This window comes from Streptosporangium sp. NPDC002721 (genome assembly GCF_042888905.1).
Taxonomy (GTDB): domain Bacteria; phylum Actinomycetota; class Actinomycetes; order Streptosporangiales; family Streptosporangiaceae; genus Streptosporangium.
Genome location: NZ_JBIAQI010000004.1, coordinates 33761 through 46212, shown reverse-complemented (window position 1 = coordinate 46212; position 12452 = coordinate 33761). Strand labels below are relative to the sequence as shown.

The 12452-nt window shown below is 71.4% G+C and carries 9 protein-coding genes; 4 read left to right on the top strand and 5 right to left on the bottom strand.

The features are described 5' to 3' along the window. Nucleotides 1–79: 79 nt before the first annotated feature. Nucleotides 80–970, bottom strand: coding sequence for a LysR family transcriptional regulator (locus ACFYWM_RS06360; protein ID WP_389909466.1), 891 nt, complete (start codon nucleotides 968–970; stop codon nucleotides 80–82). Nucleotides 971–1093: 123 nt separating this feature from the next. On the opposite strand from ACFYWM_RS06360, the gene ACFYWM_RS06355 reads away from it, so the two are divergent. The 4 genes from ACFYWM_RS06355 to ACFYWM_RS06340 all read left to right on the top strand — a co-directional run bounded on the left by ACFYWM_RS06355 (nucleotide 1094) and on the right by ACFYWM_RS06340 (nucleotide 4871). Beyond that, complete coding sequence (locus ACFYWM_RS06355; RefSeq protein WP_389909463.1) at nucleotides 1094–2104, top strand: tripartite tricarboxylate transporter substrate binding protein; 1011 nt, start codon at nucleotides 1094–1096, stop codon at nucleotides 2102–2104. Beyond that, the gene (locus ACFYWM_RS06350) at nucleotides 2101–2601 is read left to right on the top strand and encodes a tripartite tricarboxylate transporter TctB family protein (RefSeq protein WP_389909460.1); all 501 of its coding nucleotides are present in this window, start codon (nucleotides 2101–2103) and stop codon (nucleotides 2599–2601) included. The genes ACFYWM_RS06355 and ACFYWM_RS06350 overlap by 4 nt, the downstream gene beginning before the upstream one ends. 55 nt (nucleotides 2602–2656) lie before the next feature. After that, nucleotides 2657–4168 (top strand): tripartite tricarboxylate transporter permease, encoded by a 1512-nt coding sequence (locus ACFYWM_RS06345; protein ID WP_389909457.1) that lies wholly within the window; start codon nucleotides 2657–2659, stop codon nucleotides 4166–4168. 73 nt (nucleotides 4169–4241) lie between these two features. Further along, entirely contained in the window at nucleotides 4242–4871 is a 630-nt protein-coding gene (locus tag ACFYWM_RS06340) for a pyridoxamine 5'-phosphate oxidase family protein (protein ID WP_389909453.1), read from the top strand. A 90-nt stretch (nucleotides 4872–4961) separates the two neighbouring features. Here the strand turns inward: ACFYWM_RS06340 and ACFYWM_RS06335 are convergent, their stop codons facing one another. The 4 genes from ACFYWM_RS06335 to ACFYWM_RS06320 all read right to left on the bottom strand — a co-directional run bounded on the left by ACFYWM_RS06335 (nucleotide 4962) and on the right by ACFYWM_RS06320 (nucleotide 12112). Continuing rightward, nucleotides 4962–6104 (bottom strand): NAD(P)/FAD-dependent oxidoreductase, encoded by a 1143-nt coding sequence (locus tag ACFYWM_RS06335; RefSeq protein ID WP_389909450.1) that lies wholly within the window; start codon nucleotides 6102–6104, stop codon nucleotides 4962–4964. Between the two features lie 48 nt (nucleotides 6105–6152). After that, nucleotides 6153–7742 carry a condensation domain-containing protein gene (locus ACFYWM_RS06330; RefSeq protein ID WP_389909448.1) on the bottom strand — a complete coding sequence of 530 codons (1590 nt, stop codon included), beginning with the start codon at nucleotides 7740–7742 and terminating at the stop codon, nucleotides 6153–6155. Nucleotides 7743–8025: 283 nt separating this feature from the next. Next, nucleotides 8026–10359, bottom strand: a complete 2334-nt coding sequence (locus tag ACFYWM_RS06325; RefSeq protein WP_389909446.1) for a hypothetical protein — start codon at nucleotides 10357–10359, stop codon at nucleotides 8026–8028. Nucleotides 10360–10537: 178 nt separating this feature from the next. Beyond that, nucleotides 10538–12112, bottom strand: a complete 1575-nt coding sequence (locus tag ACFYWM_RS06320; RefSeq protein WP_389909443.1) for a YncE family protein — start codon at nucleotides 12110–12112, stop codon at nucleotides 10538–10540. Nucleotides 12113–12452: the final 340 nt, after the last annotated feature.

Below are 12452 nucleotides of genomic sequence, written 5' to 3'. Positions count from 1 at the left end.
GGTAGGAAGCGAGGACGATGCTTGTCCAAGAGTGTTTCCGTATCGCGTAATACCCCAGGAGCATCGACGGCGAAAATCCTCAGGCGGGCACCTCGGTGTCGAGGACGGCCAGCACCCGGCCGAGCGCCGGGTTGTGCGAGTGCCGCGACCACAGCAGATGGAGCTCCACCGGTTCGGGGACATGCGTGGCGATCGGCACGTACGCCACGTCCGGGATGTGAAGGAGGGCGGCGGAGGCAGGGACGAAGGCGACGCCACGACCGGCCGACACCAGCCAGAGCATGGTGAGCACCTGGCTCACGCTGTGGATCACCCGCTCCTGCGTCAGCGGCACCATGCTGACCACGAGGTCGTAGAAGTATCGGGCCTTCTGCTGCGAGTGGAAGATCAACGGCTCACCGGCGAGGTCGCCCGCCACCACGGGCCGGTCGAGGCCGGTCAGCGCGTGTCCCGCCGGGACCGCGAGCAGCAGCGCCTCGCGGTGCAGCAGCCGGGAGTCGAACAGCTCGGAGTCGAACGGCGGGCGGGCGAGGCCGAGGTCGAGATCCCCGCCGGCCAGGGCCGCGACCTGCTCGCGGGTCACCATCTCCGACAGCTCGACGCGGACCTCCGGCAGCTTCCGTTCCAGCTGGTCGAGCAGGCCGCCGAGCATCCCGAAGGTGGACGCGGCGGTGAACCCGAGGCGGATCAGCCCGCGGGAGCCGGAGTGGACCCGCTGCGCCAGGTCGGGCGCCGCCTCGGCGATCGCCAGGATGCGCCGGGCCTCGCCGAGGAAGGCCTCACCGGCCGGGGTGAGCGCCACCCGCCGGTTGTCCCGTTCGAGCAGTTGCACGCCGACGGACGCCTCGAGCTTCTGGATCTGCCGGCTCAGCGGCGGCTGGGTCATCCGCAGGCGCATGGCCGCCCGGCCGAAGTGCAACTCCTCCGCGACCGCGACCAGACCGCGGAGCTGCTCTAAGGTGTACGCCATGCACGAAAGGTATCACTCCATGCATTAAGAGAGTTGGACAGGCATGAAGGGCGGTCATAGGCTGCGCGGAATCGCGGACTGTGACCCGTCTCACATACATCCCCCCGGTTCGAGGAGACTCCCATGCAAAGCAGGCACCGGACACCGCGCCGCGTGGCGGCGGTCGCCACGCTCGCCGCTGCCCTCTCGCTGGCCGGCTGCGGCGGCAACCTCGGGGAGCAGGGGTCCGAGGCCGCCGCCTCCTACCCGCAGCGAGCGATCAGCCTGCTCGTCGGACAGGACGCCGGCGGTAGCACCGACCTCATCGCCCGCGCGGTCGCCGACCCGGCGAGCGCCGACCTCAAGCAGCCGATCACCGTGCTGAACAAGCCCGGCGCCAACGGTGCCGTCGCCGCCAAGGAGCTGGCGGGCGCGAAGCCCGACGGTTACACGATCATGCTCTTCGTGGGCTCCCTGGCGTACATCACCCCGCTGGCCGTCGAGGCCGGCGAGGTCGTCGACATCAACGACTACGAGGTCGTCACCGGCCTGTCCCAGGACGACTACGTCCTCGTGGCCAGTCCCCAGTCGAAGTTCACGACGGTCAAGGACGTCGTCGACGCCAAGCGTGAGATCAAGTACGCCACCACCGGCGTGGGCACGGGCAGCCAGCTCAGCCAGGAGCTGCTGTTCTCCCAGACCGAGATCGAGGCCACCGCGGTTCCCTTCAACGGCGGCGCGCCCGCGCTGACCGCCGTGATGGGCGGCCAGGTCGACGTCGCCTCGGTGCAGCTCGGCGAGGCCCAGCCGCAGATCAAGGCCGGAAAGGTCGTCCCCCTCGTCACCTTCGCGGAGAAGCGGCCCTCGTACATGCCGGACACCCCGACGGCGGTCGAGGCCGGCTACAACGTCCCGGTGCAGCAGTCGCGCGCCGTCGTGGCCCCCAAGGGCACGCCCAAGGACGTCGTCGACCGGCTGCGGGCGGCGTTCCAGAAGTCCTTCGCGGCGCAGGCGTACAAGGACTTCAACGCCCAGCGGCTGCTCACCCCGAACGAGGTCGACGGGGCCACCCTGCTGGGGCAGTGGACCGGGTCCCTGCGGACGTACCGCGGGCTCGTCGAGCAGTACAAGATCGATCTGAGCGGCGCGTCGTGAGCACGCCCACCGAGGACCACGCCGCCGCCGGCGAGCCGCCCGACGAGACCAGGCCACCGGCGGCCGGTCCGCCGGCCAACCTCGTCACGGCCGCCGTCGTCACGTGCCTCGGTGGGGCGGCGTTCGCGGGGTCGCTGGGCCTGGGGGTGGGGAGTCCGGCCGCCCCCGGGCCCGGCACCTGGCCCGCCGTCGTGAGCGCGACGCTCGTCGTGCTCGGTGTCGTCCTCGCCGTCCGCGGGCGGCGGGCCACCGACGCGGAACGGTTCACCCGCACCGCGCTCCTCGTGCTCGCGGCCGTCGGCGGCATGGTCCTCTTCGTCGCGGTCATCGGCGTCATCGGCTTCGAGATCCCGACGGCGCTGCTCGCCCTCTTCTGGCTGCGCTTCCTCGGACGCGAGAGCTGGCGGACCTCCGTCGTCACGAGCCTCGCCGTCACGGTCGTGTTCTACCTGTTGTTCGTCGGCGCGCTCCAGGTCACCATCCCCCACCTGTTCTGACCGCGGGCCGTTTCCAAGCAACCATCCCCCGTCTGTCCCAACCGCAGGAGACCCGTTGGACGTGTCCCCGGTGCTCGACGGCTTCGCCGTCGTCCTCGAACCGGCGAACCTGTTGTACTGCCTCGTCGGCGTGGTCATCGGCATGCTGATCGGCGTCCTGCCCGGCCTGGGACCGGCCGCGACCATCGCCATCCTGCTCCCGATCACCCTGGGCCTGGAGCCCGTCACCGCGATCATCATGCTGGCCGGCATCTTCTACGGCGCGCAGTACGGCGGCACCATCACCTCCGTGCTGCTCCGCCTGCCGGGCGAGGCGTCCTCGGTCGTCACCGTCTTCGACGGCCACGCGCTCGCCCGCCAGGGCAGGGCGGGCACGGCGCTGGGCATCGCCGCGATCGGCTCGTTCGTCGGGGGTACGGTCTCCGTCGTCGCGCTGAGCCTGGTCGCGCCGGTCGTCGCCGGGTTCGCGCTGGACTTCGGCCCGCCGGAGTACACGGCGCTGGCACTGCTCGGCATCCTGCTCGTGGCGACCGTCTCCAACGGCGGGATGCTCAAGGCCCTCATCGCCGCCGCCGTCGGCCTGTTGCTGGCGACCGTCGGGCGGGACGACTTCATCAGCGCCGAGCGGTTCACGTTCGACAGCCTGTCGCTCGCCGACGGGCTGGACTTCGTGCCGATCGCGATGGGCCTCTTCGGCCTCGGGGAGATCCTCTACAACCTCGAGGAGCGCCACCGCGCGGTCAAGGCACCGGCCACTGTCGCCAACGTGTGGCCGAGCCGCGCCGACCTGCGCCGGTCCTCCGGCGCGATCGGCCGGGGAGGCGTGCTCGGCTTCGTCCTCGGTATCCTGCCCGGCGGCGGGGCGGTGCTCGCCTCGCTCGCCGCCTACGCCCTGGAGAAGCGGCGCTCCCGCACCCCCGAGCGCTTCGGCCACGGCGCGGTCGAGGGCGTGGCCGCGCCCGAGACCGCGAACAACGCCGCCGCCACCTCGTCGTTCATCCCGCTGCTCTCCCTGGGCATCCCCGCCAACGCCACCATGGCGGTCATCTTCGGCGCCCTGCTGATCCAGGGCGTCACCCCCGGGCCCCAGCTCGTCACCGAGAACCCGGAGCTGTTCTGGGGCGTCGTCAACTCGATGTACGTCGGGAACGTCCTGCTGCTGATCATGAGCATCCCGCTCGTCGGATTGTTCGTGCGCATCCTGCGGATCCGCCCGGCGATCCTCGCGCCGATCACCGCGCTCATCACGCTCATCGGGGCCTACACGGTCAACAACAGCGTCTTCGACATCGGCCTGGTGATCTTCTTCGGCGTCGTCGGCTACCTGATGAAGAAGCTCGGCTTCGACCCCGGCCCGCTCGTGCTCGCGTTCGTGCTGGGATCGCTGCTGGAGACCTCGCTCCGCCGCTCGCTCCTGCTCTTCGACGGCAACCCGGCGGGCTTCTTCTCTCGCCCGATCTCCGGCACGCTGCTCGCGCTGTTCCTCCTCGTGGCCCTGGCGCCCGCGGCGCGCAAGCTCTGGCTCGGCCGCCGGGCCGCCCGCGACCGTACCGAGGAGTCCGCGTGACCGTACCCCGGCACCCCGACCGAGGCCGGCGGCGGGTCTCGCGGGTTAGGCTCGCCTTACATATATTCGGACGGTGAACCCTTCTGAGATCCGTACGGTGACGACCGAGGCCGAGCTCCGAGAGATCGCGAAGGAGCCGCCGCGGACCCTCTGGGACAAGGACATCGCCCGGATCGACGAGCACGCGCGCACGATCATCGCGCACTCGCCCTTCGTGCTGCTGGCGACCTCGAACTCCGAGGGCACCTGCGACGTCTCCCCCCGGGGAGACCCCGCCGGGTCGGTGCTGGTCCTCGACGACCACCGGCTGGTGCTCGCCGACCGGCCCGGCAACCACCGGCTCGACAGCCTCCGCAACGTGCTGCACAACCCCCACGTCGGGCTGCTCTTCATCGTGCCGGGGATGAACGAGACGCTACGGGTGAACGGGCGCGCGACACTCGTGTCGGACGCTCCGTTCTTCGACGACCTGACGGTCCAGGGCAAGCGGCCACGGCTCGCGGTCCTCGTCGAGGTCGAGGAGCTGTACATGCACTGCGCGAAGGCGTTCCTGCGCTCGTCGCTGTGGGAGCCCGAGACCTGGCCCGACCGCAAGAGCCTGCCCACGCTCGGACGGATCACCAAGGACCAGATGGGCCTCAAGGTCCCCGCCAAGGCCATCGACGCGGGCCTCGCCCTGGACGCCAAGACGAACCGGTACTGACCTCGTCCCCGAAGAAGCTCACCGGCGGCCGCGCCGGCCGGGAAGACGAAGAGATCCCGCCCGACCGAGATGATCGGGTGGGATCCCGGGCTAGTGAAGGCCACGGTGAAGGTCGCGGTGAAGACGCACGTCGGCCGGCTGCTCGGGGAACGAGCCGTCGCCGAACAGGATCCGTGCCGCCAGGGCACGACCGGGGCGACCGCGCAGCAGGGTCACCGCCGCCTCCGCCGCGGCGGGGGACCGGATCCCGGCGAACGCCCGGCGCAGCAGCAGCCGGCCCCGGAACCGGGCCCGCAGCGCGTTCCCGTCGTACCGGCCCAGCGCGCGCCGGTCACCGGTGCGCAGGTATTCGGCGGTGACCGCCGCGGCCAGTTCGGACATGCGCAGGCAGGGGTCCAGCCCACCGGCCGTCAGCGGCGAGACCGCGCCCGCCGCGTCCCCGACGAGCAGACCGGCGGGGCAGGCCAGCCGGCGCAGCACGCCGCCGACCGGGATCGGACCGCCCCGGCGCTCGACCGGCCCGGACGGCCGCGTGCCGCCGGGCGCGTCCGCGGCGAAGGCGTCCAGCAGGTGGCGGACGCCGGCGCGCATCGCGTCCGGGTATCCCGCGACGCCGACATGCGCGTGCCGGCCGTCGTCGATGACCCAGCCCAAGTAGCCCGGGGCGATCCGGGGGTCCAGCACGCAGTGGAACGCCGGGGTGGCCGTACCCGGCGCGACGGGGTGGAGGATCTCGGCACCGACGAGGAAGCGCCGGTTGACGTCGAGGCCGAGATGGCGGGCCACCCGGGAGCGGGCGCCGTCCGCGCCGACGACGAACCGGGCCCTCACCGGCCCCGCGCCCGCGAACCGCACGACCCCCGTCGACGCGTCGACGTACCGTACGCCCAGCAGGACCCGTGCCCCGGCCGACTCCGCCGCGCGGCGCGCGTGCTCGTAGACGGCCGCCATGTCGGCCACCCGGTACTCGTCCCGGTCGCTGGTGAGCCGGATCGGCGCCCGCCGCGAGGGCGGGTACAGCAGCACGTCCCGGACACCCGGCCCGAGCAGGTGGTCCGGGACGTCGAAGTCGTCGAGGGTGCGGCGCACGAAGATCCCTGTCGTGCGGATGCCCGCCGACAGCGACCTGCGACGGTCGACCACCATCACGTTCAGTTCCCGTAGCGCGAGCAGGCGGGCCGTGCGCAGTCCGGCCAGGCCCGCCCCCACGACCAGTACGTCCACTGTCTGCATATCTCGCGACGCTAAGGGCGATATCTCATCCGTACGACGGTCTGCACGCTACCTGTCGCATACCTCCACACCGTCGCCACACCCGGCGCCTCCGCCGGGAGCCCGCGCCGGTCGTTCTCGGCCGGCGACCCGCACGTAGCCGCCGGGTGCGACCATTCCGTGGCCTTCCCCGCGCAGGACCGCGTCGACCACCGCCTCGGCCGCGGCCGAGAGGTCGGTGTCGTGCCCGACCCGGGCGACGAGCTCGTCGCCGACGGCCTCGACCCGTGCGACGCCGGAGCCGAGGGCGAGGTCCACCGCGGTCTGGACGCCCGCGAGGTCGACCCAGCACGAGCGGGCACGTACCCAGCCCGGCCCCCGTTCCGCCGGAGGGACGCCGAAGCCCGCCGGATCGACGTCACCGCCGGCGGCGGCGACGATGAGCCGCTCGACCCCGCCGAGGATGCCGGCGGTCTCCTCGGCGCTGGCCAGGCGGGCGTCGAGGCCGAGCCCGCAGCCGAGCTTGCCGTCCAGCCGGTAGATGTCGAACTCCACGGGAGCGCCGAACACCCGGTCGCCCAGGCCGGGTTCCACACCGGCCTCCGGCAGGATCACGTGCGAGTGGCCGCTCGTGTTGTTGACGACCACGTCCCGGTGGCAGCGCGTGCCGCGGGCCCGTTCCGCCTCGCTCTGCGCCTCGAACACCCGGGCCGGGTCGTACCGGCCGTACTTGTAGGCCGCCATGGCCGCGGCGTCCGTCCGGGAGACCGCTTCCAGGAACGAGGGCGACGCGGTGAAGGGGATGGTCGTCTCCTGGGCCACCGTGCCGACGTAGTCGCGCAGCTCCGGGGAGAAGCGGTTGTTGCACAGGCAGTTCAGCCGGCACCCCGGGACTCCGGTCCAGCCCGTCAGCAGCGCCGCGAACGCGGCCATCACGACCGCCGGCGGCCGCGCGCCCGTGTCCGCCACGACGCGGGCCAGCGCCTCCGCGGCGGGCCGGGAGCCCAGCAGGACGTGATGGTGGCCGCGGGCGCCGGGGAAACGGAAGGGCAGGCCGAGCGCGCACAGTGGCTCCTCGGCCACCTGGCGGGCCCAGTACCTGAGCGAGCCCTCCAGCCGGCGCCGCCCGGCCGGGGTGAGCTCGTAGGTGGCCTGGTCGGCGGGATGGTGCGTGGCGGGAGGGAGCGGCCGGCCCGCCAGCAGGGCGGCGAGCTCGGCGCGCAGGACGGTCATCGCCGACAGGTCCGCCGCCACGTGCGACACGTGCAGGACGACCAGGAACGGGGATCCCGACCGGGTCACCACGCGCGCCCTGACCGGAAGGTCGGCGGCGGGATCGAAGGCCCGGCCGGGCGGGAACCATTCCCGGCCGGTGCCGGTGGCCTCGACCACCTCGGCGACGAGCGTTCCCGAGGCGCGCACGACCTGCTCGCCGTCCCGGATGAGGGTCCGCAGCGCCTCCTGGCGGCCGATCAGCGCGCCCAGGGCCGCGCCGACCGCCTCCATGGTGCCTCCCCGGGGCACGCGCACCATCGTCGACAGGATGTCGGCCGGTCCCGGCAGGTCCGGGCTGATCCACTCCAGCACGTTCTTCTGGCCGACCGTGATGGGCCACCGCCCCGATCGGGAGCCCGAGAAGCGGACCTTCAGGTCATTCACCTCCGACCGCTACCGGCCATCGCGATCCGTCACGTCGCCGTCGAGACGCACGCCGATAGGGCGCCCGATCTGAATCCCCGGTTCGAACGCCATATCGGGAGCCGTTACCGATCGCCCCTCTCCCGATATCGGTGGGAGAATGCTAAGGAGAGCCATTGGTAGCGTCAAGACATCATTTTTCAACCTTCAGCCGACATTTCCCCACTTCGGTCTCGCGAGAGCGAAAGCACTGGTCAGAGCGGGTTAAGACCACTCCGAAAATCGACTCCGGGGCCGTTGGAATTCACCGCCTGGACGGCTTGCGGTACGTGACCGACCTGTCCCCTTTCCCGGGAAACGCCATGATCAGCAGACGTTGGCCGTTCCCGTGCGGCCCCTTCCACTCGAACCAGTCGTAGTGCACGCGGATCCGGTAGTGCCCCGCACGGCCGTTCAGTGACAGGTCGGGGAACTCGGCGCCGCCCAGATCGTCCCTGAGCACGATCTGGCCGGTGGGACTCTCGTAGCCGACCTCGACGACGTGGTCCCAGCCCCTGGTCTCCACCGGCGGGCGGCGGGCGTAGGTCTCCAGCGTGACGCAGAGGTCGTAGTCGGAGTGCGTGTCGATCATCAGGTGGCCGGGGAGGGCGGCCACCAGGCCGTTCTCCTGGACCCGTTCGAGCAGGCCGTCCTGGAACGGGTCCGCGCCGTCCTCGGTCGGCTCGTACGCCTCCACGATCCCGTAGTCCGTCCACTGGGGTTCCTTCATGCGGGTCACCCTGGCCGGTTCGATGAGCGGGCGGTGGCGCGGGCGCGAGTCGCACATCCGCCGCGCGTCGTCCTCCCACTCCCGCTCCTCCCGGTCCTGTTCGGCGGTGGCGGCCTTCGCCACGACGCCGGCGCCGGGGCAGATCTCCGCGAGCGGGTAGGTGAGGGCGTCGCGCTCCAGCCCCTCCGTCGCCCGGAGGCGGGCGACCTCCCGGGGGTCGTTGCGGGTGTAGACGCCGCACAGCCAGCGGGCGCGGGCGAGGACCACGACGTCGGGCGTGGTGGCGGCGAACTTGATCACATCTCCTCGCCGGACGGAGCACACGAGTCGCTGGTCCCGGCTGAGCTCGGGTTTCTCGGACTCACCCGTCCGCGTGTCGTACGGGTCGCAGTCCTCGGCCGCGGTGACCAGGCTGGGGGCTTGATCGGCCACGGGCACGAACCCGAGCGCGACCAGCGTGGCGAGCCCGGCGAGCAGCACGCGGTGGCGGGCACGCCGGGCGGGCGCGAGCGGGTACAGGAACAGCAGGATCACGGCCGAGCCGAGCAGGGCCACGCCGTACCACAGCGGTGAGATACCGAAGAAGATCTCCCCGTCCTTGTCCGGTGTGAACAGCCCCTCCGGGTAGAGCTGCACGCCCTCGTGGGGGAAGTCGCCGAAGTCCCCCGACACCTGTGTCGCCGTGAGCGCGCTGACGAGACCCACGGCCGCGGCGACGGTCAGCGCCGTCCTCGTGAACCGCAGGACGCGGCGGGTCCGGCGCAGGACGGCGGCCAGGATCAGCAGCGCGGGGCCGCCGACGCCGACGAAGACGTCCAGGACGAACCATGCCATGGCCTGCCCGCTGCCTCCGTCCTCGCGGGCGAACCGCTCGATCGCGCCCCTGGGTCCGATCCAGAGGTACCTGCCGTACGCGAGGTTGACGGCGGCGGGGATCAGCGGAAGCACGACCGCCACGGCGGCCGGTGGCCACCACCCGGCCGCCGACCGCGCCGGGGCCCGCCTCGGGACCGGCCGCGAAAGGGGGTTCGCCAGCTCGTGGGCGGTCCTGGCCTCCCACACCAGCCCGAAGACGCTGACGGCGCCGAAGAGTGTGTAGGCCGTGAGGACGTAGGAGAACCCGGCACCGCTGAAGGTGATCATCCCGCTGGGCTGCAGGACGGACAGCACCTGCGCGACGACGCCTATCCGGACGGTCGCCGCGCTCCAGCGGGGATCCCTGGCCTGGGCGACCAGGATCGACACGGCCCACGCCGACCAGACGTAGCCGTACCCTCCGGCGAGGGCGAGGATCTGCGTGGCGAAGCCCGGCTCGAAGGCGTCCGCGACGTTCTGGCCGACGCCGCTCACGCAGGCGACGGTCCCGGTGACGACCGAGAACAGCCGCAGCCCGCGGGAGACGACGTCCCGGAGCACCAGGAAGAACAGCCAGACGACGGCCAGCTGCACGAGGCCGGAGACGATCCCCGTCACCGACCAGAACCAGTAGATCTCCAGCGCGAGAACCAGCGGGACGCTGACGATGCTGACCAGGCCGTGGCCGACGCCGACGTACAGGGCGAGCCGCAGCAGGCCGACCTTCCCACCCCGTCGTGCCGGCTCGCCGCGGGCGCGCCCGCGCAGCACCTGCCACAGCGCCCACGCCTGGATCGCCCCGATGAGGACCAGGACGGGCACCAGCCCCCACGGGAGGGGGAGCGTGTCCTCGCCGGGGCCGAGGAACCAGCCCATGCCGGGGTCACGGGTGACGACCTTCCAGAGGAGGTCGCCCCGGCCGGCGGTGAGCGCGAGGACGCCCAGCACGGCGACCGAGACGAGGTACCCGAGCGCGATCAAGGCGGCGATCCCGCCGAAACGGTAACGACGCATGGCCGTCTCCCGGGAGGGTGGAGCGGTCAAAGTGCCCAGCCTTGGTGAGTCACCGGAAAGTTGATCAATTCGGTGCGAGTACAGAGCTTCAACCCGCTCGCCACGCTCGACCACATCTCCCGGGTCGGGGAAGACGACGCCGGCGCTGTCCGGCGGCACGGCCGGGCAGCGCCGCCGGTCACCTGTTCGGCTCGTGAACCGTGACGACCTTGTCGGCCTGCGCCGGTCCGGTCCGGGTGTCGCCGTCCCACCGCACGGTGTAGGTGTACTCACCCACGTCCGGCGTGTCGGTGAATGTGTACGACCCGTTGCGTTCGATCCACGTCGACCACGTGACGGTGTCGCCGCCATCGACATTGAGGGTACGCCGAACGGTGACCCAGGCGTTGCGCGGCAGAGTGGTGCCCTGGGCCCGCAACGCGCCGTTGAACACCAGCGTCTCGCCGACGACCTCGCTCGTCGGCCCTGTCAGCGTCAGCGCGGTTCCGTACCTGATCGCGGTGGTGACCGAGGCGTTGCTCCACCGGTGTCCCCCGTCACCCTTCCAGCGCACGGTGTAGGTGGTCTGCCCTCCGGCCGGTGGCGTGTCCGTGATGGTGAAGTCCCCGTCCGCCGCGGTCGTCACACCGGGCAGTTCCGCACTGGTTCCGTCGGGCAGGGTGCGGGTCACGACGAGCGGCTGCGCGCCCGGAGTTGCCCCGTCGGTGAACGCCAGCCGTCCCGTCAAGGTGAGCGGTTGGTGCGCCGTCCCGCCGGGCGCGGACGTCAGCGTCAGCGTGGACTCCGGCAGGGTCACGTCGTGGAGCCGCCACAGGTGGAGCTGGTCCGTGGACGTCTTCAGAAGGCTGAAGACGTCCCGGCCGGAGAAGGCGACACTCCCGCCGACCACCTCACCCACAGGGGTGTCCGCGGTGTAGACCTTCGCCCCTGAGGCCGCGTCGTAGAGCGTCATCTCCAGGCCGCTATGACGAGCGCCCGCGATGTGGGCACCGTCCGAGCTGACGGCGACGGCCGTGGGCCACCCGTCGAACCCGGTTCCCTGGTAACCGCGCACCCTCGTCAAGGTGGTGGCGTCCCAGACTTCGAACGAGTACGGCACGGAGAACGCGGAGATCACGTGTGAGCCGTCCGGGGTGACGGTGACGTCCTGCAGGTGGTGGTTGTCCTGGGCGTGCCCGTCGATCTCGCCGCGCAGGACGGGAGCGGCGCCGCTCACGTCGTAGACGAACAGGTCGGCCGGACTGCTCACTTCGCCGACCACCAGCGTGTTCCCGGCCGCCGCGAGGAGCGGGCCCGTCTTGAGCGGCACCTCGAACGGCGACGGCTCCGGCGCCGCCGCCGACAGGTCGAGGCCGAGGACGCCGGTCCCATCGCCGCAACCTTCGTAGCCGACCCACAGCCGCTCGCCGGTGAGCGCCAAGGTCGACGGGCACGGGTGGGTGGCGAGGTCGAAGCGCCGGATGATCTCCCGTGCGGCGGTGTCGATCTCGGCAACCTCGTTCGAGCCTCGCAACGCCGCGTACAGGCGCGTGCCGTCGGGTGTCATGGCCAGGCCGGTCGCACCGGACAGGCCGGTGACAGCGCCTTCGAGCTCACCGGTGGTGTCGGCGATGACGACGCGGTCGTCGATGGAGACGGCGACCTTGTCGCCTCCGACGACCAGGTCAGCGCCGTGGGCGAAGGCTCCGAGGTCGGTCATGGAGTCCTCGGCCGAGGCCGTGGGCGTCAGGGCGATGAGGAGACCGGCGGTCATGGCCAGGACGCCGCCGAGTGCGGCCGGCCGTGATGCGGAGGATCTGCGATGTTCCGCAGACAAAAGACGCACGTGAAGCTCCGCTCATTAATAAATAAAAGGAATAAAACTCCATGATCAAGCCAGAGAAATGTATTTCCGGTCAATATCGACAATCAGTAATAATCAATGATCATTGATCGAGAGCCGGTCACCTACGGTGATCGCCGCAGGTCGGACGCTCGGCAATCGACATCAAACCGTGACGCCCCGTGGGCTCCCGGCCGGCCCCCCGGCCGGCCGGGAGCCCACGATCACGAGGACACTCTCAAGAACCGGTCCCAGCCCCCGGTCGCGAGCA